The organism is Streptomyces sp. NPDC059009, assembly GCF_042740175.1.
Taxonomy (GTDB): Bacteria; Actinomycetota; Actinomycetes; order Streptomycetales; family Streptomycetaceae; genus Streptomyces.
Window position 1 is genome coordinate 13,799 of the sequence record NZ_JBHYJB010000067.1, and the last position, 26,448, is coordinate 40,246.

Here is a 26,448-nt window from a genome sequence, read left to right on the forward strand (position 1 = left end):
CCTCGTTCTGATCACTGGCCGTACGGGCTTGGAGTCAGGAGGAGGGTTAATGCACCTATGCGTGGCCTCTGGGCCACGCACAGGGCGTGATCATCGTCGCGTACACGACGGTGTTGCCGAGATAGCGGCCGGCTTCGCGGTCGTACGGGCCGCCGCAGAAGGGGACTGGGAGGGAGCCCGCTCCCTCCCACCGCTCCCAGAGCAACAAAAAGAGGCCGCCCTCACGGACGGCCTCCGGCCTGCGGTTTTCACCGACATCTCTGTCGGGACGACAGGATTTGAACCTGCGACCCCTTGACCCCCAGCAATGCGCTGGATTCTGTCACCAGATCTCGGCGAACGTAACGCGCCGTGGGACGCGCTGAGCAGACGAGTGGCGGCCTCGACGCCGCTGGCCGCGCTACTTAAAGCATTGGGCGCTGTGCGCGTATGTTCGCCGCCGTTGACAGCCGTGTTCGGGGTCATCAGCCGTGGAGGCCGCCGTCGGCCACGCCAAGGATTCAGCGCAGTGGCCGAGACGGCGTTCACCACGTCGACGGTGCGGCGGGCGGCGAGGTCGAGCGGCACCGGCCGTTCGGCGTGCACCACGATCGCCTCGGCGTCGCTGCAGGCCGCCCTCCCCAGCGGGTACAGCTCGTCGGGCCAGCCCGATTCCGGGACTCCGTCGACGAGCAGGGGCCACAGGCGCCGCCACTGGGTGAGCAGCCAGAGTCCGGAGGCGGCATGCAGGGAGCGCCGCCATAACGTCGGCGATCTCCAGCCCGGGCGCCGAAGGCGCCCATCAGGGACACGGCAAGGGGCCCTCGGCCAGAATTACGACCCGGACACCCCACCCGCCGCAGCCATCGTCCGCTCACGTCGCCGTCAAGGACACGAGAGGCCCTCCAGAACAATCTGTCGGGCCTCCCGCTGCCTCGCCGAGAGATGCCTCAACGAGTCCCTTCGGACAGCGCCCCTAGTATGGAAGCGAGCGACCTATCTCCCCCATGAGACGCTCATACACGGAAACGAACCCATCGAGCGCCTCTTTGATTTCCGCTGCCGAGTATCGACCGTTCTCAATATCTCCGGAGTCGATTTCCCTCAAGAGGTCATCCGCTACCTCTTTGAGAGATTTAAGCGTGTCTCCTTGAATGAGCAGCCCGGGAAACTTCCGACTGGCACGAGCAGCCAAGGCACAGTTCCCGCTCTCGCCAAGCAGTTCAATCTGCATCAGTTCACCCCCCTGGGGCGGAAAGTGATATAGGGAGCACCTTCGGCTAGGCCGCCAGTGAAGATGTCATATCTCCTCCCGTAGCCGAGCTCAGCTGGCCCCTGAGGCAGCGAACTCTTCACGGAGTGCTTCGTCCTGCTGTTGATCCCAGTAATCACGTAGTCCCAATCCGACTCAGGCCCGGCCGTCCCCGTGGCCCGACTGCCCACAACAGAAATGGGGTGACCAATACGGTCTGCCGCGTTTTGAATCCTGGCCTTTTCAGAGCCAGTTAGATTATCCAGCGACGCACCGTTTCCAACCTTTGCGTCGCAGAATTCATTAGAGTTATGGACCAGCACCGGCGTCTCGCCCGCCAGCACATAGTACGTGTGGAGGCCCTCAACAGTGAGGTTGTAGGTGCGGACGTGGTCTTGGTACTGGCGAGTTCCTGTAACGGTGACAGTGTGACCGTCGTCTGTGCGCAGGGCCATGCCTGGCTTGAGGTCACCCGCTTCGACCCAGTCCTCTTGGTCGACGGACCAGAAGGGGTGCTCGTAGGTCGCCGTAAGGTGCTCGGTGCCGTGTGGCGTGGCGAGCGTCAGCTCGGTGAACTGCTTGTCGTCGTCGGTGACGATGGCGGCCGTGACTTCACGTTCACTGGTCTTACCAGTCTCCGGGTCGGTGGCCCGCACCTTGTCGCCGACCTGAACGTCCTCAATATTCTGCGTCGAGCCGTCACCCATGAGAACGTTTGTTCCTGCAAGGAAGCACTTACAGCCGGAGAGCGCGCCCTTCTTGGCCTTGCCAACGGCCTCTCCGCCCTCCTCGGCCTCCTCTGCTCTCTTGGCACGCTTGAACAGCTTGACCCCCTTGAGAGCCTTGCCCCAGGGCGTATCCGCAAGCGTGCTGGCGCAGTTTCCGTTGAGCCCGGGGTCGTCCCAACAGCCCTTCCAGGCAGCGATGTCAGGCCCAACGATGGTCACCACGGTGCTCAGGAACGTGAGGGCCGGATCGGAGCCGGAGTCGGGGTAGGGGCCGGGCACTGGCTTCCGGTTTGGGCTGGGGTGCGGCACTGGCTGGCTGTAGTTGCTGCGGCCGCCTCCGCTGTGGTGGCTGCCTCCGCCGCCCCCGCCCTTGTAGCTGCCGCGCTTGTTGTTTCCCTTGTGGTAGTCGCCGCCGCTGTCGACCCAGTCGTCCTCCGGGCGGCAGAAGTCGCTTTCGCAGAACTTCTGTCCTGTGGGGTCCTTGAAGGTGCCGGGGTTGTTGTTGCCGTACGTGTAGCCGTTGATCTGCTGAGGGTCCATCAGGTCCATCAGCGGGTCGAGGGAGATGAATCGGCCGGTCGCGGGGTCGTACTCGCGTGCACCGAGGTGTGTCAGGCCGGTGGCGGCGGTGTCGTCCGTACCTCCGATGAAGCCCTTGGTGCCGGGCCAGGTCTTCGGGGATTCGCCGCGTGGGCCGCCGAAGGGCAGCGTGCGTCGCTGATTCAGGGTCAGGTCCGCTGCCTTGATGACCAGCTGACCGGTGCCGTTGTGGTCGGCCGTGATGAAGGAGACCGCTCCGTTGTCTTCCTTGACGGCCTGGTGGCCGCCGCCGAGCGGGACGTAGCGGGTGGCCTTGGCCTTGGTCGCTCCCTTGGGCAGGGTGACTTCGCTGTGGCCGAGGTAGAGGGTGGTCTCGGTCGGGGTACGTCCGATCAGGCGGTTGCCTTCGGTGTCGTAGAGGTACTCGGTGACCTTGTCCTTCTCGCCTGCGACCGGTTCGGTGACCTTGGCGAGGTGGCCTTCGGCGTCCCAGCTCAGGGTCTGGGTGTCGCCGCGCAGGGTGCGGGTGGTGGTGTTGCCGGTTGCGTCGTAGCCGTAGGAGTCCTTGGTGGTGGTGCCTCCGGGCTTCTCGGTGGTGACCGAGTTCAGCGTGTGCGGCTGAGGCTTTCCGGGGTCGGGGTAGGCGTAGGTGCGCTTGGTGTCCTTGGTGCTGTCTCCGGCGGTGTCGTGGAGGGTTTCGATCTGCCGGTTGCCTGTCTTGTCGTAGGTGTAGGAGTGCCAGTACGGGGCGGGGCCGCCGGTCTTGTCCCCCGCCGGGGCCGTGGCACAGGTCTTGTCGCCTTGGGTCCATGCCTGGGTCAGGCGCCGCAGGTAGTCGTAGCTGAAGCACTGGGTGTCGGTGCCGGTGCGGGAGACGTCCGAGATGGACAGGACGTTGCCCATCTGGTCGTAGGCGTAGCCGTTGTGCTGGTCGACGCCGTTCTGTTCCTCACGGTCGACGCGGGCGGTCGCCAGGCGCTGGGTGCCCCATTCGTAGGTGTTGGTGGCCCAGGTCTTCTTGCCTCCGCTGGTGTTGCCCAGCGTGTATTGCAGGGGCTTGCCCGTCAGGGAGTAGCTGGTGTCGGCCTGGAAGCCGTCGCCCAGGACGGAGATGGGGCGGAGGGTTTCCTTCTCGTACGTGGTGGTGTAGCTGCCGCCGGGCAGGGACCCTGCCGCGGAGTAGCTCACGGTGCCCACCAGGCCCGATGGCTTGTAGGCGGTGCCTGTCTGGTAAGTGCCCTGCAAGTCGCCTTCGCTTGCCGGGATGACCACAGCGGTCTTGATCGGCCGGTATAGCCGGTCGTAGCTGGTGACCTTGTTGGTGTATGCGGCACCGTCGACGTACCGCGTGGACTCGGCCAGTTGGCCCTTGGCACCCGCGATGGTGTCGTAGACCCACTTGGCGCGCAGCGTGCCAGTCGTGGAACCTTCGTGCAGTTCGGTCTTGCGGCCGAGGTCGTCGTAGACGTTGACCAGCGTCTGCTTGCGAGCGTCGGTGGTGGAGGTCAACTGACCGCGGTCGTCGTATTTGCTGGAGGTGGCTCCGCGGTCCGGATCAGTGGTCTCGGTCTGGCGTCCGAGCTGGTCGTACGTGTAGGTCCAGGTGTTGCCCGCCGGGTCGATGACCTTGGACAGTTCACCGCGTGGCGAGTGTGCGTACCTCGTTGTGTCGAAGGCCGCGCTCGCGCTGCGGGTGTGGTGCTGACGGAGCTCGGTCACCTGGTCACGCGCGTCGGTGAGCGTGGTGGTGGCGGTGCCGCCCTCGGGCGGGATGACCGTGGTGCGGTCGCCGCCGTAGGTGGTCTTGGTGATGCCCAGCACCGTGCCGCCGTCGCCGTTGCCGGCGATCTGCCGCTCCTCGACGGCCCGGCCCAGGCCGTCGTAGCTGGTGCGGGTCTGGGATTCCACGCTCAGCGCGTTGTCGGGCTTGAACAGGGTGCGGCTGGGTGCGCCCTGGGTGTAGTAGGGGGCGAAGGTCTTTGTCGCCAGGCCGCGTTCGTCGTAGAAGACGTCGGTGAGGATGCGGCCTCCGGACGGGCCGGGGGCCTGGGTCTGGTGCTCGCGCAGCTGGCCGTCGTAGAGCGTGTACGAGGCGGTCTGCCCGCCCTCGTTGTTCAGGGTCTGGGTGCGGACGGCTACCGGCTGCCCCTCGTCGACGAAGTAGGTGAACTGATGGCTCGGGGTCTGGCTGGTCCTGCGGTCGGCCAGCCACACCTTGGACGAACGGCCCAGGGCGTCATAGGTGAGTTCCGTGCGGTTGTCGTTGGTGTCCACCGTCGCCTTCGGCTGGCCGCGCAGGGGCTCCAGCTCGGTGACCTTGGTCTGGGCCGAGCTCGCGTCCCCGGCCTTCGCCGGCGGAGTGGTCTCGGTGATCTTCGTGGCGTAGCCGGTGGCCGGGCTGTAGGCGGTGGTCGTGGTGCGTCCGTCCTTGCGGGCCGTGCGCACGGGATCGCCGCTGCCGGTGGCGGTGACGTCCGCGGTGAGGTCGGTGGCGGTGAGCTGGCGGCCGTAGCCGTCGAAGGTCGCGCCGGACTCCAGGTAGGTGGCCTTGGTGCCGTCGTGCTTCTTCAACGTCGCGGTCGTGGTGGCGTCACCCTTGGTGGGCGCGGCACCGTAGGCGCCTCCGTCGTAGGCCGTGCGGACGTCGGTCAGCACGTCCTTCGAACGGTTCAGCGCGTCAGCGCACTTGACGGCGACAGTCTCTTCGCGCGAGGGCAGCGTGAGGATGTTGTCGTCGGTGTTGGTGGCATACGTGGTGCGGGTGCACTGGTTGTCGGCCGCCGTCCCGTTGTCGCCGAGGTCGTCGACCTGGGTGACCCGGCCCGCGACGGTGTCGAAGTCGGTCGCCTGGGAGGTGACACGCCAGTCGGTGCCCGCGCCGTCGTCCAGTGACGTCCAGGTCTTGGTGTGTGCGGTGCCGGTGAAGTTGGCGGTGACCGTGCCCCAGTCGCGGGCCTTCTTGGCCGTCTCGTGGTGCCAGGGTCGGTTCACGGTCTTGGCCAGGATGTTGCCGCCCGGCCTGGAGTAGGAGGCCGTCCTGTAGGCGAATCCGGCAGCCGCCTCATGGTCGGTGATGGGGTCGCCCTCGTCGCTGTCCAGGGTGACCGAGACGCTCTTCGTGCCGCCGGAGGGGGCCTTGCGGTCGCCGTCCATGCCGCGCAGGAAGTAGGTGTCCTCCTGCGACTTCAGGGCGTCGCCGCCTCCTTGACCGCCCGACTTGACCCGGACGTGGCCGTAGCCGCGCCACTGGGACCAGGTCTTGAACTTCTTCTTGGTCAGGCCGTCGTCATCGTCGTAGTGCCAGGCCGCGTCGCCCAGGTACTCGTAGGCGGTCACTGCGTCGGGGGCGCCGCCGGTGCGGTCGGTGTTGGTCGTGGAGGTGACGACGTACTTGTTGAACCACTGCCGCTCCGGGTCGTCCGTGCTGGAGCCGCCGATGTACTGCGGGAAGCAACGGGTTGTGTTCGTCTCAGGTGTCGGCAGCGCTCCCCAATCACACGCGGGTGCCGAGTAGTTGACGTCGGTCTGGCCGCCGGATTCGTCGGCGACGGTGGACAGGCGGGCCTTGATGAAGGGGGCGTAGCCGTCTCCGGTCTTGTCCAGCCGGTTGGCGAGCTGGGTGTAGGCAAAGGTTGTCTTCGGCAGGGTCACGGCCGGGTCGGCGGTGTGCCCGGTGCGCTGGACGGAGTCGAGCAGCAGTTGATAGTCGACGTCGGCCTGTCCCCAGCGATGGCCCAGCTTCCAGGAGTCGACGGGGCTGTAGGTGTCGCCCTTCAATACTTGTGTGGTGACGCTGGTCAGGCGCTTACGGGTGAAGAACGTCGGAGCCAGGCGGCCCTTGTCGCAGTCCGCTCCTTCCGCGCAGTTCATGTCCCAGGGGGTGTCGTACCAGTAGAAGGCGTCCTTGGAGATGTCCGAGCAGTCCGTGCTGCTGTTGGGCAGGCAGCGTTCCGAGGTGTCGAAGTCGACCTTGGCCAGCGGCTTGGTGCTGTACATCGACGACGACTTCAGGCCGTACTCGATCCGGTCGAGCGAACCGCCTCGCACGTAGCGGGTGTTGTCCTTGGCCTCGAGGTTGCGGCCGTAGGAGTTCTTCTCCTGGTCGTAGTAGTACGCGATGGCGTTGCCGCGCGGGTCGACGACGTAGTCGAGGTTCCAGCGCCATGTCTGCTGGCACCAGGAGTCGGCGAAGGAGTCCTTGTGGCAGGGCTCGCCGGCGTTGTTGCCGAAGACCGGTGCCGTCCAGGCGGAGTTGGTGGTGGCCTTGCCGTCGGCCCAGCCCGGGAGGCGGTTGTAGCCGAAGTAGTAGCGCACTCCCTCGGGGTTGGTCAGACGCCAGTACTCGCCGTCGTTGTCTCCGTTGCCACGGTCGGTGGAGGCCAGCTTCTTGATGCGACTGCCGTCGTCCTGCTTGAACTTGAACTCACCGTCACCGACAGGGACCAGCTCACCGCCGTGGCCGTTGAAGGTGATGAACGCGTTGTCGTAGTCCCAGCACTGGTCGCCCGGCTTGTTGCCGTCCGCGTGCTTCTCACCGTCGTCCGAGCATGGCTTGTACTTGCGCTCGATATAGCCGGGCCACAGGTCGAACCCGTCGCCCACCCAGGACGACTGGTTGTTCGTCGAGCCTGAACGGCCGTCGATCGACCCGGACGAGTAGGAGAGCCCAACGTCAGGCTTCAGGTCACCCGGCACCTCCGGTACCGGCATGTCATACGACCAGGTGAAGTCACCGGTGTTGAGATCCGTGTTCCAGGTCGCCGACGGGGAGAGCGAGGTCGCCTTGTAGTCGCCGCTCGCGCTCTTGTCCTCCGCGACCGCGGCCAGCACCGTCGGCCCGGAAGCCTTCAGCGCCACGCCGTCGGCCGTCAGGATCCGCTTCTCCGTGTCGTTGACGGTCTTGACCGGCTCGGTGTCATGGCACTGCCGCTTCTTCGGAGCGTCCAGGATGCAGGCGGGCAGTTGAACCAGAGTGAGGCGCGATGCGTAGCCGCCGCCGAACACCTCGGCGAAGCTGGAGTAGTCGAGTGCGGCCCGGACCTTGCCGGCCTCGTCCCTCTCGCCGTCCCCTGCTTCCAGGGTGAACAGCACGCCCCGCACACCGGTCTTCTGAGACGTCTTCTTGCTCAATACCCGGGCCGTGATCTCGCCTTGGGCGGCTGCCTTGGCGGCGTCGGTAGTGCGGCTGCGTGCCGCATTCTCAGGAAGCCCTACGGCAACTGGCAGCCCCTTGGCCTTGACAGGCTTGGCGGCGGATCTGGCCAATGCCTCGGGGAGATCTACTACCGCGGAACCAGCCTTTGGCCAGACGGCCTTGGGAGCCCTTTCGGGGGTTTTCGGGCCCTTGCTGATCTTGCGGGGCTCGACCTTGATGCCGCTTCGGCCCTTGATCGGCTTCTCCGCCGAGGGAAGTGCCGGTCGGTCGTTGCCGTCCGCGGTCGCCGTGGGCACGCTGACCGCCTGCAGCACCGCGCCCACCATCACGGCGGACACCGCGAGTGCCGCTCTTCGCCGCAGCGCGGTCCACCCGCGCAGTTTCGTTCTGCCGTTCATCTTCGAGAATCAGTCCTTCACGCGACGGCACCAGGCCGCGCGAACGCACGGCACGGTGTTGCAAGGTCAGAGAGGAAAGGGAGGCATACGGCCAGGGGCACGAGGTGCCGGAGGAGAGAGCCCCCTCCCCCGACACCTCGCTAAGTCAGCTCTCGCCGGGCACGTCCGTGGGGATGTCGAACCACGAACCAGCCAGCTTCTCGATCTGCGCGTCCGTGAGCGCACCCTGGAAGGTCCACACGTCATCGACAGCACCGGCGAAGTAGGAGCCTGCTGGGTCCCCCTTGGCCTTGCCGACCTGCAGGGCCTTGCCGGCCTTGAAGGAGAGTGCGTTGTCGCTCCAGGCGATCAGGTCCTGACAGGAGGCGTCGTCCGCGTCCCCGTCTCCGTCGGCGTCACCGCAGGCGACTTCCTGGAGGACGCCATTGACGTACAAGCGAGCTTCCTTTGCGAACCCGTCGTAGACGACAGCCAGGTGGTTCCAGTCGCGCGCGTCTGTGAACTCGGTGCTCGCAAGCTCGGTGACCGTCGCATCCGCAGCGTCCTTGTCAGGAAGCGTCAGCTGCCAACGCCCCAGTCCCTCGGGGTCCTTGGCGTCCGGGACGAAGCGGACCTCGAAGGCGCTGCGGGTGGTGCCCTCGCCGCTGACCAGGGCCACGTCGTGGTCGGGCAGGGCGCTGGCCTGAGCCCAAGCGGTGACGGTAAAGCTGCCGCTGGTGTCGACGGGCATGGCACTCGTGGCTGCGTAGGCGTCGGTGCCGTTCAGCTGCAGGCCGCTGTTGTCGATCATGCCGGAGCCGAGTTGTGCGCCGCCGTGGAGGTTCATCGGGCGTTTGGCCGCGGAGAGGTCCGGCGTGGTGGCCGGAGTGCTCCCCGTGCGGGCCTCTTCGAAGTTCCAGCGGCCCTTGACCAGCGGGCGCTGCTTGAACATCTGCTGGACTTCCTCGGCCGAGACGGGGCGGTCCAACAGGCGGACGTCGTCGATGCTGCCGGGGAAGTAGGCTCCCATGGCGCCGCTGTAGTTGCTCGCGCCGATGTACATGGACTGGTCCGCGTAGAAGGCCCCGGCCAGCTTGGTCGATCCGGCCTTGGTGCCGTTGACGTACAGGGTGAGGATGTTGGCCTCGGTGTCGTGCACGCCCACCAGCTGCACCCACTCACCCACATACGCGCTGGTGCCGTCGGGCTGCATGGCACGGATCGGTTTCGCGTTGGCTGCATCCGCGGAGTACTGGTTGACCGCCCACCGGTTGTAGGTCGAGGAGTAGTACAGCTCGAAGCCGGGTGCAGCCTTGCCCGCCTGCGCGGTGATGACTGCCGCGCTGGTCGGCTTCTTGTCGAGCTTGGCCCAGGCGGAGATGGTGAAGCTGCGTGAGGTGTTCACGTGCGGGCCGCTGGTCTGGCCGATCTTCGCGTAGCCATCGGTGCCGTTGAACGTGGCGGCCCTGCCCGCGATGCCGGGCTCGCCCGTGGTGGCACCGCCGTTGTACTTGGCGGGCAGCACGCCTCCGTGTCCGGCGATCTCGGTGGCGTCCGCGGGCTCGTCCAGGTCGAAGACAGCTACGGCTGGGCGGCCGGGGTCGCCGATGGTCTGCTTGGCGCGCAACTTGTCGACCTCGTCCTGGGCGAGGGGCTTGTCGAAGAGCTGTACGTCGTCGACCGTGCCCGGGAAGTACGCGGAGGGGGCGCCGTTGTAGGAGGCGGCTCCCAGTTGCAGGCCGCGGCGGGCTTCCCACGGGCTGTCGTAGGCGGTCTGGCCGACCAGCTTGCCGTCGACGTACAGCTCCAACATGTCGCGCGTGGAGTCGTAGGAGCCGACCAGGTGGGTCCACTGATCCGGTACGGCGCCGCCGGGCTTGTCCGCCATGGCCCGGGCAATGCCTGCGTCGGCGGTGTCTGCCTTGTACTGATTGAAGGCCCAGCGGTCGTACGTCTTGGAGTAGTACAGCTCGAATCCGGGGCTGTGGTTGCCCGGCTGGGTCGCGATCACTGCCGCGCCTTCGGGCAGCTTCGACAGCTTGACCCAGGAGGAGACGGCAAAGCCGTGGCTGGTGTCGACGACCGGGATGTCCGTGGAGGCGTAACCGTCGGCGCCGTTGAAGGCGACCGCGGTGCCCTGCACACCGGCTGTGCCCGGGGTAGCTCCGCCGTGTAGCTGTGCGGTACGGGCCGGTGTGGAACCCTTGGCCTCAGCGGCTCCCGTCGTTTCGTCGAGCTGCCAGGTGGCCCGGTCGGGCTGTCCGGCCTTGACCCGGTACTGGTAGGTGCGGATCTCGCTGCCGTTGCCCGCGGTATCGAATGCCTGGGCAGTGATGAAGTTCAGGCCCGGCTTGGACGGCAGTATTTGGGCGAGTTTTGCCGCGCCGCCGGAGGTGGTGATCTTGTTCTTCGAGCTGGGGTCGTTGTTGATACCGAACCAGTACGACGTCACGTCGCTGTCGGCGGCCTTCAGGTTGAAGGATCCGTACTTGCCCACTCCGTCGTACCAGGGGTCGTCGGGGTTGTCCGGGTCCGATTCCGGATATTCGCCGGATGAAATCGCGGGGGCCTTGGGCACCTTGGTGTCGTACACGAAGTAGCAGGCGGTCGGGTTGCCCGCGTACGACCAGGGCGAGTACTGCGCCCCGTCGTGCACCCGCGCATACCAGTTGACCTGCTTGTTCACTGGAATCTTCGACGTCGGCAGACTGACCGCGAAGGTCGAGCCGGACCTCTTCGCAGTCGTCTTGTCCGGCTTCCAGCTACCACCGTCCCACTTGGCCTGGAACTGAATCGAGACCTTGTCGCCGTCCGGGTCCTTTACGTCATTGACGTAGATCTTTCCCAGCGTGCGTACCCGCGCGGGCTTCGACGAAGACTTGCAGGTGCCGCCGTACTCCATCGTCAGCTGCGAGGTCCTCAACTGCGCGGGCGGGCGGTTGTAGTGCACCCGCAGGAACGCCTTGTCGGAGAAGCGCTTCCAGGCGTCGCCGTCCGACTCACTGTCGGCCTTCAGGCCGAAGGTCATCGTCGAGTCCCTGCCGTCGGCGGCACCCTGGACGGCGGATGTCACCAGGAACTCGGCGTCCTTGGCGGCACAGCCCGAGTAGCCGTAGGCGAAGGACTCCGACTTGAGGTGCTTGTCCCAGAACCCGGACGCGTTCTGTGAATTCCAAGTCGTGGACGAGGAGATGCCCTTGGTCTGCCACAGCTCGACCGTTCGGTCCGCGCACGAGGCCGACCACGTATTGCGGACCACGAACTCGGCCTTGAGGATCTTCTTGCCGGCGAACTTTGAAACCGGGATGCGGTAGAAGAGCCGCTTGGTGTCGTTGGGCTGGCAGTAGTTCCAGTTGCAATAGCCCATGCCCGCGTCGTGGTCGCCGTTGAACTTCCACTGCGGGGAACTCGCCCAGTACTTCGAGGCCATCGTCCACGCGGACGCGCGCGGCGAATACCACTGCGGGTCGATGAACACCGGATACGTGGTGTCCTTGCCCTTCAGTACGCCCGCGTCCGGGGTCAGAACCAACTCTTTGCCGCCGGTGGGCACTTCCACGTCCACCGGAGCGAGCTTGCCGGACTCCCCCGCCGCAGGCTCCTCCGCGGCCTGCGACGTGGCGGCCTTCTTGGAGGCGGAGGTCCGGGGCTGGCCCGAGCGTGCGGAAGGCGTGGCGGGCGCTTCCGGCGTGGTGCCGCTGCCGGTGCTGGAGTCCCACATCATCGGCTTGGGAGCCTCGAACACGGCGCCCTTGGCGCCCTTGTCGACGGCCTGGAGCTCTCCTTGGCCGGTCTCCTTCACCTCCACGCCGTCAGCGGCCAGCTTCAACCGCAGCTCAGACAGCTCCGGACTCTGGGCGGCCTTGGCCGACTTCACCACCAACAGCTGGGTGAAGCCATCCTCTTGAGCACCCATCCGCAGATCCACATCGGGAAGGACATCGGCGTACGTGGCCGTGTCACCCTCAAGCGTGGGTGCGGGCAACCTTCCCGGCCACGACAGGGCCACCTCACGACCGGCCTTCGTCATCCGCACCAGCGGATCGTCGCCGCCGCCGGAGAACTCGAGGCCCACCGTAGTCACCTTCGGCGCCACACCTCCATCGGCCGACTTCACCAGCTCAGTGTCGACCGACTTCCAGCCCTTCCCCACGCGCGCCCGGACCGGCCGCAGGTACTCCCGCGCCTCCAAACTCCCGTCCGGGAGGGCAAAAGTGTCGCTGGATTCACTGCGCAGCGACGTCACCTCGACCGGTTCCCCCGACGACGCCGCACGCTGAGCAGCAGCCTGCTCCGTTGCCGCGCCGCGCTCCTTCGCTGCGGCCCGTTCCGTCACTCCGGAACGAGGACCAGCCTGAGCCTCACCGGAACCGGCGAACACCACCGCAGGCAACAGCGACAGCACGATGGCCGTCGCGGAAAACCCGACGCCGGTGCGGCGTGCTCCTTGTCTTCGACTTCGGGCATGGCTATGCCCCCACCCCAACTCCACAGTCCCCACCCCAGAGTTACAGATTGTTCACAGGTGGAGTGAGTTAACGTCCGAGCAGCTCCCGGAGTCAATGTGATGCGTGCCACATCAGTGAATGTCAACACCGCCCTCACCAGGGACAACGTCTCTCAGTGACGCTACGGCTACACCTGCACGCAGGTTGAATCTGTCACGTTCCGTGACCAGCGAACCGACCAGGTTCACAGAATCCGCCAATCTCGGCGGCTCCGTACAACCCTCTCGCCTCCTGCGTCGCTGCCCTGCAAATGGACCAGACCAACAGCTAGTTGAGGCTCCGACAACCCGACGACAACCTGGCCTCACCCGCCACAGAAACCGAACGGAACCCGCCAATCAAAGAAACAGCGGTCTAACAGCACGTCACCTCCCCATGACGCGACGCACGCCGTGCCCGTCAGTCCTCGTACTGCTTCACTCGCGTTCCTCGCCATCGCCCTTGAGCCCCTGGCTCGACACCACCGTCTCGGGAGTTGGTCTCCTCCTTTCCGCCCGGCGTTCTCCCTGGTTACCCCTCCCATGGACAGTGGAGAGCCACCCACGAGCCATCATCGCTCCCCTCGCCATCACATGTGATGGCCACCGGCACGACCAGAGCCCTCTTGCGCTCTTGATGCTCGATGATCGAAGGCACAGCTAAGGCTCGACTGCTGGTCACCCGAGGCAGCCCATCTGCGGGCCTTCGCTCATTCCGGGACCCTCCTGCGTCTCCGGTGATCGTTTGGGGAGGATGCAGGAGCTCCGGCGCACGCGAAACACACCTCGATCGGCACGGCACATAGAGCATCGGGCAGCGCGGTGTTCTCTCCGGCCGCCAGCTGCCGTGTGGGCTGCCGTGGCGGTCGGACAGGCTGCGCCGGGGGGTGCCGGTCCTGGTACCACTCGCCGAAAGATCACCAGCGTCATCAGCTTCCACTCTGCGCCGTCGCCCCAGCAGTGCGCGAAACCGTCGATGCAACCTACGACTGCCACCTTGTACGAAGCCTGTCGGGATTCCGTGCAGCCAGGGCATCAATCATCTCCGCTGGGACCGCCACTGCTCCTGGACGCTCCTCGATCAAATGGGCCGGGGCCGTCCAGGACAGTTCTCACAGTTGCCCTCAATGGGGGCGAGCTGTGGCTCGCCAGGTGCGGGCGAGTCCCCGAGCGGGCATGCCGCCTGCAAGTACCCGAACCCGTCACGAGGGGAGGCCGCCATGAACGACAACAGGCATACCCCGGGCCGCATCTACCGACGCTGCGGATGCCGCGGCCAGAACGGCAAACAACTCGGCGCCCACTGCCCCCAGTTGGCCACCAACCAGGACCACGGCAGTTGGGCGCTGGCCATCGACGCACCCCGCACACCGGACGGCCGACGCCGCACCATTCGCCGCAGCGGCTTCACCACCCACGGAGAAGCCGAGAGCGCACTGACACGAGTGCGCGAGAACCTGGCCGCCGGACTGCACCCCAACCCCACCGAGACACTCGCCGCCTACCTCCTCGACTGGCTGCAAGCCATCGCGCCCCGCCTCCAGCCGACCACCCTGACCCGCTACCGCGCCTACACCCTCAACGACCTCATCCCAGCCCTCGCCCCCATCCCCCTCGACACCCTCACCCGCACCCACATCACCGCATTCGCCGTAGCCCAACAAGCATCCGGACGCGGACCAGTCACCCTCCACCGCTGCCTGCGCACCCTCTCCAGCGCCCTCACCCACGCCGTCCGCACCGGCCGCCTGCCCCATAACCCCGCCCTGCCAGCCATCCTCCCCGCCTCGACAGCCACACCCGTCGATCCCTGGAGTGCCACAGAGACCGCCGCATTCCTCACCCACGCCCGGCACACCGCCCCCTACCTCTACGACCTGTGCACCGTCCTGATCAGCACCGGTCTGCGCCGCGGCGAAGCCCTCGGCCTCTCCTTCGAAGACATCGACTTCAACACACGGCGTCTCTACGTGCGCCGCTCCCTGACCACCGTCGACAACAACCACCTCGTACTGGGCGCACCCAAGACGACCGCCAGCACCAGTTGGATCCCGCTCACCACCCGCAGCTTGGCTGCCCTGCGCCGCCGAAAGCGAGCCACCCGGCGCACCACCGGCCTGGTCTTCGCCCAACCCGACGGCACCCCACCCCGCCCCCAACAAGTCCTCAACGACTTCCGTGAGACGGCACGCACCGCCGGCCTGCGCCCCATCGCCCTCAAAGACCAACGCCACGGCACCGCCACGATCCTGATCGCCGCGGGCATCCCCCTGATCCTGGTCTCCAAACTGCTCCGGCACACACAACTCGCCACCACAGCCGACCTCTACACCCACCTCACCAGCCCTGCCGCAGCCAACGCGGTCCGGATCCTCGACACCACCCTCACCCGGGCCACCCGCACACTGCGCTGGCACCGCCTCCTGGCCCGGTTGCGACCACCACACGACCATCACCCCAGCACCTACTCCGCCCCGACCAGCCAAAACAGCCGCATTGATATGCGTACCGCACTCACCGTGCGACCATCACCACACCCGCAACACAAAAGGCCATCCCCTCGAAAACGAGGAGATGGCCTCTGAACTGCGGAAACAAACCGACATCTCTGTCGGGACGACAGGATTTGAACCTGCGACCCCTTGACCCCCAGTCAAGTGCGCTACCAAGCTGCGCCACGTCCCGATGCTCGCTGACCTGGGGTTTCGCCCGGCCGAACGTGCACCGAAACAATACCGCACTCCGGGCTGTGATCGCGTCCGCCTTTTGTCCCGTTGACCTCAAGTCCGGTTGAGGTTGCACGCTCAGGTCATGGCGATGACAACGGAACGTGCACGCACTGAAGCAGACGGCCATGGGCGGCGCCCGGCCGATCTCAGCCACCTCAGCCGGCTCACCCACCCCGCCGACCTCGTTGAGCTCGAACGGCTCATGGAGCTCATGGGGCTCATGACCGGCGACGAGAAGCACGGGCCCGCCGCGACCTCCACCCTGGACGCGCTCTGGGTGCTCTACGACCGGGTGCTCCGGGTCTCGCCGGAGCGGGTCGACGACCCGGGGCGGGACCGGTTCCTGCTGTCCAAGGGGCACGGGCCCATGGCCTACTACGCGGTGCTCGCCGCCAAGGGCTTCGTGCCCGTCGAGTGGCTCGAGGGGTTCGGGGCCTACGAGTCGCCGCTCGGGCACCATCCGGACCGCACCCTCGTGCCGGGTGTCGAGATCGGCAGCGGCTCGCTCGGGCACGGGCTTCCGCTCGCGGTCGGCACGGCCCTGGGGCTGCGGGCGCAGGGCCTCACGGACCCGAGCGTGTGGGTGCTCGTCGGGGACGCCGAGCTGGACGAGGGGAGCAATCACGAGGCGATCGCGTACGCGGGTCCTGGCGGGCTCGAGCGGCTGCACGTCCTCGTCATCGACAATTCTTCCGCTACCTACGCCAGGCCCGGCGGCATCGCCGCCCGCTTCGAAGCCGCGGGCTGGTCGACCGCGACGGTCGACGGGCGGGATCACGACGCGCTCCACGCCGCCTACACCGCGCCTCATCCGGGACGGCCCCACGCGGTCGTCGCCCGCGTCGAGCCCAAGGACTACACGGGCGAGCCCAAGAGCGCCTGAGGGGGAGGTAGGGAGGGCCCGCGAACCGAGTCCCGGGGGCCTGAGACCCGAGTGCCTGAGGCTGGAGTGGCCGGGGCCCGAGTGCCTCAGGTCGGGAGCGCCTCGCCCAGGAGCGCCTCTGTCCGGAGCGGCCGTCCCCCGGAGCGGCCGTCGGAGCGGCTGTCCCCCGTCGCCGACCTCCTCGTCGCTGCCCTCCGCCTCCCCGCCCTCCTCCTCCCCGCCGCAGTCTCCTCCCCTCCCCGCCCCCTCTCCCTTCGCAGCCCCCACCACCTCCACCCACAACCACAACCACCCGGACCCGCCGCGAAAGGAACCTCCTCCGCCATGGACACCATGCGTGACCGCTTCGCCCCTGCCATGTCCCGGATCCTCGACGAGGATCCCCGTGCTGCCGTCGTGCTCGCCGCGATCGGTACGGATGCCTTCAGGGATGTCGCCGCCCGTCACCCGGACCGGGTGATCAACGTCGGGATCCGGGAACAGCTGGCCGTGGGTGCGGGGGCCGGGCTCACGCTCGCCGGGCTCCGGCCCGTCGTGCACACCTTTGCGAGCTTTCTCGTCGAGCGGCCCTTCGAGCAGATCAAGCTCGACTTCGGGCATCAGGGGCTGGGTGGGGTGCTCGTCAGTGCCGCTGCCTCCTTCGACTGGCCCGCGGGTGGGTACACCCATATGTCGCCGGGGGATGTCGCTCTGCTTGACACGCTCGACGGCTGGACCGTGCATGTGCCGGGGCACCCGGACGAGGCCGAGACGCTGCTGCGGCACGCGGTCGCCGCCGGGGACGACAAGGTGTACGTGCGGCTGTCCGTCCAGTCCAACGCTCAGGCCAGGCCCGTGGACGGGGCGGGCTTCCAGACGGTTCGGGAAGGGCGTACGGGAGTCGTGCTTGCCGTCGGGCCCATGCTGGACGAGGTGCTCGCCGCCACTGAGGGCCTGGGTGTGACGGTCCTCTATGCGACCACCGTTCGGCCTTTTGACGGCGGCTCGCTGCGGCGGGCTGTCGAGACGGCCGGAGGGGGAGCCGATGTCGTGGTCGTCGAGCCCTATCTGGAGGGGACCTCCACGGCCGCCGCGAACGACGCGCTCGCCGACGTGCCGCACCGGGTACTCGGGCTCGGCGTCGGGCGCCAAGAACTGCGGCGCTATGGCCAGTTCGACGAGCATCTGGCCGCGCACGGCCTGGACGCGGTCGGCCTGCGGGAGCGGATCAGTGGCTTTCTCAGCGCGGGGGCGCGGGTTACCGCCTAGGAGGAGGGGAGGGGAGGGGTGGAGAGGGAGGGAGGGTGGGGTGCGGTGGAGTGGGGTGGAGTGGAGTGTCGCTTGGTGGGTCAGTGGCTCTCCGTACGGTGGCGCGTCGGTTCCGGGGCGGGGGTCGCGGGCTGGCCGCCGCCGATCCGGGTGTCCACTCGCTGCAAGCCCCGTATCGCCGGGACCGCGAGCAGCGCGGCGCAGACCAGCAGCGTCATCACGCCGCCCGTGAGCAGCACCCGGTCCGTCCCGAAGGCGTTCGCCGCCGGGCCAGCGAGGGCCTGGCCGACCGGCAGCATCGCGATCGAACCCGCCACGTCGTATGCGTGGATGCGGTTGAGGACGTCCGGGCGCACCTGGGTCTGCACACTCGTCGCCCACATGACCGCCCAGAAGGAGGCGCCCGCCCCCGCGATCAGCGCGCCTACGGCGATGAGCGGCAGGGACAGGCCGGCGCCCACCGCGCCGGGGAAGGCGCTGAAGCCGGTGAGGGCGAGGGCTCCGGCGCGCAGCATGCGGCGGGGGCGCAGGCGCAGGGCCACGAGGCCGCCGACGACCGTGCCGGCGCCGAGCGCGGAGTTGACCAGGCCGTAGGCGCCCGAGCCGTGCTGCCCGACGATCGACACGGCGACCAGCGGTGTGGTCGGGCCCGTCGTCGTGATCATCAGGAAGCACCAGATGACGATGACGCCCCACAGCCACGTCCGGGCCCTGAACTCCCGCCAGCCGACCACCAGATCGCCCCGGAAGCCGAGGCTGTCGGGGACCGAGTCGTGGACCGCGGGCGGGAAGCGGAGCAGGAGCAGGCACGCGGCGCTCAGCGCGAACGTCGCTGCGTGCGCCGCGAAGACGGCTCCCGGGGAGGCGAAGCCGACGAGGACACCGGCGACGGCGGGTCCGGCGAGCTGGGCGGCCGACTCGGCGACGCGTATGGCCCCGTTGGCCTTCTGCACGTCCGCGGCGAGGCGTGGCACCGAACTCGCCACTCCTGGCTGGAAGATGGCGCCCGCCGCGCCGTTGGCCGCCGCGATCACACAGATCTGCCAGAGCACGACGTGGCCGGTGAAGAAGAGGGCGGCGGCGAGGGACTGGGTGCCGACCCGGACCAGGTCGGCGCCGATCATCAGCAGCCGCGTGTCGAACCGGTCGGCGAGGACCCCGCCGAAGATCACCAGGCTGGCGAAGGCGGCGGCGGTCGAGGCCATCGCGAGGCCGACCGCCCCGGCACCGTGGCCGTGCTGGAGCAGTCCGGCGGCGAGGGCCACCGGGAGCATCGTGTCGCCGAGCCGGGCGACGGCACGGGCGCCGAAGAAGAGTCCGAAGTCGCGGGTCCAGATCCCCGCGCCGTCATCCGATGGTCCGCTGGGCGTCTTCGGGCCACTGACCGGCGCCTCGGGTCCGCCGGCCAGTGACTTGAGTTCGCCGGCCAGCGACTTGAGCTCGCCGGCCGGTGACTTGAGCTCGCCAGCCAGCGCCTTCGGTCCGCCGGCCACTGCCCGCGGTCCACTGACCGGCGCCTTCAGTCCGCTGGGCGGCTTCGGGCCGCCTGACCCCCTGGATCCGCCCGAGCCCCTTGATCCGCCCGGCGCCGCCTTGGCCGTCCCCGCGTCGTCCGGCTGTTCTCCCGGCACCCTCGCCATCCCTGCCCGTCCCCCTCCACTGGCCGTCACGGCAGCGGATCATGCCATGGACTAGACCAGAGCGCCGAGCCATTTTCCCGGCCCCGCTCCCCCGTTCCCCATCGCCACTCCCCGTCCCTCAGCCGTCAGCCGTCAGCCTCAGCCGTCAGCCTCGGCCCTCAGCCGGAATCCCCAACTCCGGGTACGCTTCCAGCAGTCGCGTCGGTGCCGCCTGGCGCCAGGAGTCGGCGAGGATGTCCCGCAGCTCGTCGGTGTCGAGCGCGGCGAGCCGCACGCGCACCCAGGCGAAGCCCGCCTCGTGGTCGGCGATCCAGAACTTCTCGGGCTCGGCCAGGACCAGTTCGTCCCGCTCCTCCTTGGGGCAGCGCACGGCGATCGACGTCTCCTCCTCCGGCAGGGTGGCGAACATCTTCCCCGCCACACGGAAGGTCGGCATGCTCCAGGCGATCTTCTCCTTGGTGTCGGGGAGGGCAAGGGCGAGCGTGCGGACGTCGTCGGCACCGGGGTGAGCTGCTGCTTCGGGCATGGGAAAACCGTAGCCAAGCCCACTGACAACGGCGCCTCAGGCCGACCGGGCCAGGACGTGCTCGGTGTGCGGCCGGAGCCGGAGCATGGCGCCGCCCTCCGGTGCCGCCGCGTCCACGCACCCTTCCGGACCCGTGAACAGCACATAGTTCGCGCCGCCGTTCTGCGCCGACCGGAAGCGGATTCCGTCGACGCCCAGCGGGGACAGGCAGCGGAAGTACTCGGTGAGGACCTGCGTGGGGACGTACTCGATGTGCTCGCGGCCGTCGAGGACGACGGGGCGGCTGAGGTCCGCGGCGAAGGACCGGATGAACTGGATCGGGTCGTGCAGGGACCGCCACTTCGCGTCGAAGACGCTGGGCGTCTCGGGCAGATCGGTCAGGTCGACGACCGTGACGGCACGGACCAGTTCGAAGGCGGCGACGGCGGCGTACGGGCGCGGGTCGTGCGCGGAGATCTCCGCGACGGCCGTCTCCGGGTCGGCGGAGCCGTAGAAGAGGGAGATGCCCACCGGGCTCATGCGGTTGGCGGTGGCCCGCGCGCGGGGCGTGGATCCGATGGTGGCCGCGGTGTAGCCGGGGCGGCTCCTGTCCGCGCGCATGCGGCCGCGCCAGACCAGCTGCCCCGCGGGCAGTTCCCGGGCCAGGCCGACGTCCCCGATGACCGTGGAGATCCGGTCGAGGACGGCCAGGGGGTACGAGGCGTCCGCCGGAGTGAGGGTCGCGACGGCGGTACGGGTACCGATGCCCGCCGCAGCGCCAGTACCCGCACCCGCACCCACTCTCGTATCCGTGCCCGCCCCCGCCCCTGTCTCCGTACCGGACAGCAACGTGTACCGGCGATGGTGCCGCACCCGCTCGCGGAACTCCGCCCAGTCGTCGCCGAGCGCCCGCCCCGGGGCCGTCGCGTCGGGCGGGCGCCGCACCCACAGGCGGGCCCAAGCCCCCTCCTCCACACGGGACTTGACGGCGGCCAGCACCTCGGCATCCACGGCCGTCGCGCACACGGCGTCGACCACGGACCCGGCGTCCCGGTGCGCGGGGCCGGGACGCCCACCAGGCACCACCACGTCCGCAGGCACTACCACGTTCGCAGGCACCGGACCATCCGCAAGCACCCGATCATCCGCAGGCACCGGACCATCCGGAGGTACTGGACCATCTGAAGGCACCGGACCATCCGAAGGCACCGCCTCATACGCCTCCTCCACCGCCCTCATGACCCGCTCGGTGAGCACATCCAGACCGACGGCGAGCGGTGTGCGGTCGTCGGCGGTGCGGCCGCAGAAGGCGCAGGCGGTGGCGGTGCGGCGGCTGTCGAGGTAGGTCCGCAGGTGGGGGTCGTGGATGTGGCGCAGGCAGAGGGCCGTCATCTCCCGTTCTCCAGGGCTGGTTGGTCGGCTGCCTGCTCGACGGCGGCCTTCTTCTCCTTGAGGCGGGTCCACAGCAGTTCGTAGTTCTGCCAGCGGCGGGTGGTGAAGTGGATGGTCCAGCTCGGGTCGCGGTCGAGTTCGCTCATCAGGGCGTCCCAGATCAGGTCGAAGCTCCCGGCGACGTCCATCCCGCCGCGGCCCGCGCCGAAGGCCGGGAGGCAGATCGAGGAGAGGTCCAGGTCGAGCTCGGCGCGCTCGCTGCGGGCGAGGGCGAAGACGTTGTGCACGGCCGTGGTGATGGCGTTCGGGTTGACGTGGTAACTGTTCGTGCCCAGCACGGGGTTGGTGATCGCCGCGTGGTAGATCCGCTGGACGCCCTTGGCGGCGAGGGCCCCCGACGACGTGGGGGCGACGGTGCCCTCGGGCACGGGCAGGCCGTAGCGGCCGTGGGCCCGCAGCCACTCGGCGAGTTGGTCGCCCGCGACGTCCTCCTTGATCTCCCCCGCGGCGCCCCGGCGCGCGGCCGCCCGGCGCAGGCTGCCGGAGGTCGACGCCTTGAAGAACTGTGACATCTGCAGATAGACGTTCTCCGACGAGACGATGACGTCGACGTCCGCGAGCTGCTCCACCGGGCCGCCGTGGACGTAGAAGGAGGTCGTGCCGGAGCCGGTGCGCACGGTCAGCGGGCCGCGCCGGTCCCGCTCGGCGAGGAATCCGGCGCCGCGCGGGAAGGGTTCGGCGAGGGCTTCGGAGAGCTGGTGGCGCACGGCGCCGACGAGGCGGCCGTTCGCCTTGTTCGGCCTGATGACGCCGGAGTGGTCGCCGGGCAGCACGCCCGTCTCGCGGAAGAGGCTCATCGCGGAGGCGGGCGCCACCACGTTGTCGCTCTCCCCGGCGTACGACACGATCGGTATGGGGCACTGGTTCGCGGAGAGTTCGCTGACCTTCACGACGCCGTGCAGGATCATCCGCTGCGCGTCCACGACGGACGACTGGAGCGGCCGCAGCTCGCGCTCCTGGCTGTTGCGGGTCAGCGGGACCAGCCCCCGCCGGGCCAGCAGGAAGAGCTCCGAACCGCTGTTGGGGCAGGCGAACATGACGAGGCGTCGGATCTTCACCAGTTCGGTGCCGCGGCCGTGCGCCAGCATCCGCGACAGGAACCGCTGGGCGACGAGGCCGCCCTGACTGTGTGTCATCAGGACGAGGCGTTCATAGCGCTCGCCGAGTTCGGTGACGACGTCGCTCAGGCTGTCCGCGACCGTGTTGATGTCCGGCATGCGCCGCAGCGGGTTCCAGGTGACGCGCTGGGTGGAGTACTCGAAGGGAACGAAGTCGAACCGCTCGGTGACGTCGGGCAGTCGGGACAGCTCGTCCGTCAGCGGCGTCCAGGTGGCGGGCGAGGAGAACAGCCCGTGGACGAAGACGATCGCGGCTCGGCGCATGTCGTTGTGGTGCCCCCGTGTCGCGCGGATGCTGGAGAGAGCGGATGCCGGAGAGAGTAGGCGATCGTAGTGACAACCGGCCCCTCACAGCACGTGTTTGTCGAGCCAGGCCGTGAGGTCCTCCTGCACCTCGTCCCGGTTGGTCTCGTTGAGGATCTCGTGCCGGGCGCCCTCGTACCCCTTCCAGGTCAGGTCCGTGACACCCACGTACCGGAAGTCCTCCAGGAGTTCATGGACGAGGGTCATGCGCTGGTTGCAGGGATCCTCGGTGCCGACGGCGATGTGGATGGGCAGGTCGGCGGGGACGCGGGCGAGGTTGCGGGGGTCGTTGAGCTTGCGGATGCCGCGCACCCAGTCGAGGGAGAGGCCCGCGGAGAAGGGGAAGCCGCAGCGCTCGTCGGCCACATAGCGGTCGACCTCCGCCTCGTCGCGGGAGAGCCACTCGAAGCCGGTGCGGTGCGGGTAGGGGTCGTTGAAGGAGGCGAAGAGATCGGGAACGTACGAGGAGAGGGCCGAGCGGCCCTTCTCGGCGATCTCGCGCTCCAACTGCTCGATGGAGGACTCCAGTTCGGCGCCGGGCAGGGTGCGGAAGGTGCCGGAGAGGATGAGACCTTCGATGGTGTCGGCGTACTCCTGGACGTAGTCGCGGGCGAGCATCGAGCCGAGGCTGTGGCCGAGCAGGATGACCGGGGTCGCGGGGTGCAGGGTGCGCAGCTGGTCGCCGATGGACTTGAGGTCGTCGACGATGGCACGCCAGCTGTCGGCCGTGGCGTCGGCGGCGCCCGTCACCCCGTATCCGCCGGTGGACTGGGCGGTGGCGCCGTGGCCGCGGTGGTCGGAGGCGACGACGCCGTAGCCGTGGGCGGTGAGGTGGCGGGCGAACCGGTCGTAGCGCAGGGCGTGTTCGGCCGCGCCGTGGGCGATCTGCACGAACGCGCGGGGCCTGCCGCCGGCGGGCAGCCAGGTGTACGTGGCGACGGGCACGCCGTCCGCCGCGGTCAGCAGGCCCGTGGTGTACGTGCCGTGGGCGGACGTCTCGGACATGAGGGCGGCTCCTTCTCGGTTGGGTTGCGGATCCCCGGCCGGGCTCCTGTCTCCGGCTCACTCTCCCCCGTACACGAGGGGTCATGCCTCCGCCCCCGTACGCGAGGGGTCACCCCTCCGCCCCCGTACACGAGAGATCACGCCACCGCACTCCTGGCCGCGCCGTCACACCACCCGCTTGTACAGGAACGTCGTCGGGCGCAGCACCCCGGCGGGGTCGGCCGCATGGTCCGGGACCACACCGACCTCGGTCCACCCGGCCGAGCGGTACAGGAGCTCGGCAGGGCTGTCCGTCTCGGTGTCCAGCAGGAGCAGCGTCACTCCTGCGTCGGCGGCGGCGCGCTCGGTGTGGGTCAGGAGGGCGCGGCCGAGGCCCTGGCCGCGGGCCTCGCGGTGGACGATGAGCTTGAACACCTCCGCGCGATGGCGGCTGTTGGGCTTGTCCGCGTACGCGAGGCCGATGCTGCCGAGGAGCCGTCCGTCCGTGCGCGCCACCCACAGGTCACACAGCCCCTGCGCCACGGAGGGGGCGAGGGAGCGCCACCACGCGGCGGCGGCCGCCCGGCCGAAGGGGGCGAGGAAGCCGACGGAGGCGCCACCGGCCACCGCGTCGGTGAGGAGCTCGGCCAACTCGTCAGCGCAGGTGTGGAGTTCGGCGGCCGTCAGCCGGGTGAAGGAGGTCGTCACGGTGTGATCACCACCAGCGCGTAGCGGGCCGCCCGCTCGCCGACGCAGCGGAAGCGGGTCGTGCCCCAGACCCGGAAGCGCAGGCAGTCCCCCGCCGCCAGCGTGTGTGCCGCACTCTGCGCGGTGACCTCCAACTCCCCCTCCAGGAGCCAGATGTGCTGCTCCAGGCCGGGCACGGGCGGCCGGTCGTAGGACAGGTCGGCGCCGGGGCGCAGCGTCCCCTCGACGAGTTCGCCGCGCAGGCCGGGGTGGGGCGGGGAGACGGAGCGGCGCACGAAGCCGGAGGCGCCGTCGGTCCACACGGGCTGCTCGGCGGCGCGGGTCACCTGCGCGGGATCGGCCTCGACCTCGCTGAGGAGGCGCGACATGGGCCGCTCGTACACGGCGCAGAGCCGGTTGAGGAGGGACGCCGTGGGGCTGATCTCCGCGCGCTCGGCCCGGGACAGGGTGGAGCGGCTGATGCCGCTGCGGTCCGCCAACTCGCCCAGGGACCAGCCCCGTTCGGCACGCAGCTCCGCGAGGCGGGCCGCCAGCCGGGCGTCGACGTCGGAGTCCACGTCGTCGTCACGTTTCATATTCGGCACGCTATCCCGGATATGAAACGTGCGGCAATGAATTAACCGGCTCGCACCACGGTCACTCGCACCATGGTCACGTCGACCGCGTCCTCGCTCTCGACGGTGAACCCATGGCGCTCGTACAGGCGGCGGGCCGCGCTGCCCTGCAGGACGGTCAGGCGCATCGGCACGCCCTCGGCGTCGGCCGCGTCGAGCACCGCGCGCAGGATCGCCGTGCCGAGGCCGCGGCCCTGCAGGTCAGGGGCGAGGTAGAAGTTCTCCAGGCAGCGTCCGGCCTCGGTGTCGCGCAGCGTCAGGCTGCCCGCGAAGGCGCCGTCCAGCTCGATGACCGAGGTGTGCAGGGGGGAGAAGGAGGCGCGCACGCGGGCGCGGGAGCGGTCCTCGTCGAAGCGGCCGAGGCGCTCCAGGTCCGCGCGCATCACGGTGTTCTTGAGGGCGAGCACGGCCTCGAAGTCGGACTCGGCGGCGGGGCGCAGCGTCCACTCGGCGCTGACCTGGGGATTCGTGCTCGTACGCAGGGTCATGGGGCGCAGTATCGCAAGCTCGTCCGGGCCCTTCGCGACGCCCCCCACCCGCCCCGGAGACATACCTCCACCCCGCCCCGGACGCGCACCCCGCCCCGGAGACGTACCCTCACCCGGCCTCGGAGGCGCACCCTCACCCCGCCCCGGACGCGCACCCTCACCCGCTCCGGAGACACCCGCCCCCGCGCACCCCAGTAGGGCCTAGCCCGCCGCCTCCCCCAGCGCCTCGAGCACCGGCCGGATCAGCGGATGCTCCTCCGCGCCCGTCCGCACCGCCGCGAACACCCTGCGGGTCGGCGCCACCCCGTCGACCGGGCGGATCGCGACGCCCTCGACCTCCATGCCCTTGAGCGCCGAGCGCGGCACGAGGGCGACGCCGCCGCCCGCCGAGGCGAGTGCGACGACCGCGCGGAAGTCGTCCGACCAGTGCTCCAGTTGAGGCTGGAAGCCCGCGTGCTCGCAGGCGAGGACCACCACGTCGTGGCAGGGGTTGCCGGGGAAGGGGCCGATCCAGATGTCCTTGGCCAGCTCCGCGAGCGGCACCCGGTCGGCGCCGGCCAGCCAGTGGCCGGCCGGGAGCACCGCGTCGAACGGCTCGGCGTAGAGGGGGACGCGGGTCAGGCGGGGGTCGTCCGCGCCGGGAGCGCCCCGGTACTCGACGGCCACCGCGACGTCCACGCGCCGGTCGAGGACCATCGGCAGGCTCGCGTCGCCCTCGGCGTCCTGGACCCGGACGCGGATGCCGGGCGCGGTCGCGGCGAGCCGGGCCAGGGCGGGGCCGACGACCAGGCCGATGCCCGTGGCGAAGGAGGCGAGCGTCACCGTGCCGGCCGCGCCCGAGCTGTACGCGGCGAGCTCGGCCTCGGCCCGCTCCAGCTGGGCGAGGACCGCGTTCGTGTGCGTCAGCAGGATCTCGCCCGCCGGGGTGAGGCGGACGCCGCGCGCGGAGCGGTCGACGAGGCGGTGGCCGGTCTCCTGCTCCAGGGCGGCGAGCTGCTGCGAGACCGCGGAGGGGGTGAGGTACAGGGCGGCGGCCGCCGCCGTGACCGTGCGGTGGTCGGCCACCGCACGGAGGATGTGCAGCCGCCGTGCTTCGATCATGGGTCGATTCTCCCTCACCGGGAGGCTCGTCCGTACCGGTGGGGCGCCCCTCTCCGGGACGCCCCGGCCACAGGGGTGCTAGGACCTGTCCGGCGGATCTTGCCGCGGTCGCGGGCTGTTCCACGCCGATCTGCGGCGTTGTCGTCGGTTGCCAACGC

The 26,448-nt window shown here is 69.0% G+C and carries 15 protein-coding genes and 1 tRNA gene; 3 read left to right on the forward strand and 13 right to left on the reverse strand.

Features of this window, described 5'->3' with window-relative positions; translation table 11 throughout:
- Positions 1-955: 955 nt before the first annotated feature.
- The 3 genes from ACFWYM_RS42225 to ACFWYM_RS42235 form a co-directional block, all read right to left on the reverse strand.
- Complete coding sequence (locus ACFWYM_RS42225; protein WP_384850211.1) at positions 956-1,213, reverse strand: DUF6959 family protein; 258 nt, start codon at positions 1,211-1,213, stop codon at positions 956-958.
- On the reverse strand, positions 1,213-8,052 hold the full coding sequence (locus ACFWYM_RS42230; protein ID WP_384850214.1) for a polymorphic toxin-type HINT domain-containing protein: 6,840 nt from the start codon (positions 8,050-8,052) through the stop codon (positions 1,213-1,215). Before ACFWYM_RS42230 ends, ACFWYM_RS42225 begins: the two co-directional genes overlap by 1 nt.
- Positions 8,053-8,197: 145 nt before the next feature.
- Positions 8,198-12,367, reverse strand: coding sequence for a LamG-like jellyroll fold domain-containing protein (locus ACFWYM_RS42235; protein WP_384850217.1), 4,170 nt, complete (start codon positions 12,365-12,367; stop codon positions 8,198-8,200).
- 1,370 nt (positions 12,368-13,737) lie between these two features.
- Between ACFWYM_RS42235 and ACFWYM_RS42240 the strand changes: the two genes are divergently transcribed.
- Complete coding sequence (locus tag ACFWYM_RS42240) at positions 13,738-15,102, forward strand: tyrosine-type recombinase/integrase (protein ID WP_384850220.1); 1,365 nt, start codon at positions 13,738-13,740, stop codon at positions 15,100-15,102.
- A 26-nt stretch (positions 15,103-15,128) separates the two neighbouring features.
- On the opposite strand, the gene ACFWYM_RS42245 is transcribed toward ACFWYM_RS42240, so the two are convergent.
- A tRNA-Pro gene (locus tag ACFWYM_RS42245) sits at positions 15,129-15,202 on the reverse strand.
- Between the two features lie 246 nt (positions 15,203-15,448).
- Between ACFWYM_RS42245 and ACFWYM_RS42250 the strand changes: the two genes are divergently transcribed.
- On the forward strand, positions 15,449-16,129 hold the full coding sequence (locus ACFWYM_RS42250; RefSeq protein ID WP_384850255.1) for a transketolase: 681 nt from the start codon (positions 15,449-15,451) through the stop codon (positions 16,127-16,129).
- A 324-nt stretch (positions 16,130-16,453) separates the two neighbouring features.
- Complete coding sequence (locus ACFWYM_RS42255; RefSeq protein ID WP_384850223.1) at positions 16,454-17,377, forward strand: transketolase family protein; 924 nt, start codon at positions 16,454-16,456, stop codon at positions 17,375-17,377.
- A gap of 80 nt (positions 17,378-17,457) precedes the next feature.
- Here the strand turns inward: ACFWYM_RS42255 and ACFWYM_RS42260 are convergent, their stop codons facing one another.
- The 9 genes from ACFWYM_RS42260 to ACFWYM_RS42300 form a co-directional block, all read right to left on the reverse strand.
- Positions 17,458-18,714 carry an MFS transporter gene (locus ACFWYM_RS42260; protein ID WP_384850258.1) on the reverse strand — a complete coding sequence of 419 codons (1,257 nt, stop codon included), beginning with the start codon at positions 18,712-18,714 and terminating at the stop codon, positions 17,458-17,460.
- A gap of 448 nt (positions 18,715-19,162) precedes the next feature.
- Positions 19,163-19,543, reverse strand: a complete 381-nt coding sequence (locus ACFWYM_RS42265) for an MmcQ/YjbR family DNA-binding protein (protein ID WP_384850226.1) — start codon at positions 19,541-19,543, stop codon at positions 19,163-19,165.
- A gap of 36 nt (positions 19,544-19,579) precedes the next feature.
- Positions 19,580-20,914, reverse strand: coding sequence for an RES domain-containing protein (locus tag ACFWYM_RS42270; protein WP_384850229.1), 1,335 nt, complete (start codon positions 20,912-20,914; stop codon positions 19,580-19,582).
- Positions 20,911-22,356 carry an alpha/beta fold hydrolase gene (locus ACFWYM_RS42275; RefSeq protein WP_384850232.1) on the reverse strand — a complete coding sequence of 482 codons (1,446 nt, stop codon included), beginning with the start codon at positions 22,354-22,356 and terminating at the stop codon, positions 20,911-20,913. Before ACFWYM_RS42275 ends, ACFWYM_RS42270 begins: the two co-directional genes overlap by 4 nt.
- Positions 22,357-22,440: 84 nt before the next feature.
- Positions 22,441-23,400, reverse strand: coding sequence for an alpha/beta fold hydrolase (locus tag ACFWYM_RS42280; protein WP_384850235.1), 960 nt, complete (start codon positions 23,398-23,400; stop codon positions 22,441-22,443).
- Between the two features lie 165 nt (positions 23,401-23,565).
- Positions 23,566-24,087: a GNAT family N-acetyltransferase gene (locus tag ACFWYM_RS42285; protein WP_384850238.1), complete on the reverse strand. Its 522-nt coding sequence runs from the start codon at positions 24,085-24,087 to the stop codon at positions 23,566-23,568.
- On the reverse strand, positions 24,084-24,662 hold the full coding sequence (locus ACFWYM_RS42290; RefSeq protein ID WP_384850241.1) for a helix-turn-helix domain-containing protein: 579 nt from the start codon (positions 24,660-24,662) through the stop codon (positions 24,084-24,086). The genes ACFWYM_RS42285 and ACFWYM_RS42290 overlap by 4 nt, the downstream gene beginning before the upstream one ends.
- Positions 24,663-24,703: 41 nt before the next feature.
- Positions 24,704-25,189: a GNAT family N-acetyltransferase gene (locus ACFWYM_RS42295; protein ID WP_384850243.1), complete on the reverse strand. Its 486-nt coding sequence runs from the start codon at positions 25,187-25,189 to the stop codon at positions 24,704-24,706.
- Positions 25,190-25,390: 201 nt separating this feature from the next.
- The gene (locus tag ACFWYM_RS42300) at positions 25,391-26,290 is read right to left on the reverse strand and encodes a LysR family transcriptional regulator (protein WP_384850246.1); all 900 of its coding nucleotides are present in this window, start codon (positions 26,288-26,290) and stop codon (positions 25,391-25,393) included.
- Between the last annotated feature and the right edge of the window lie 158 nt (positions 26,291-26,448).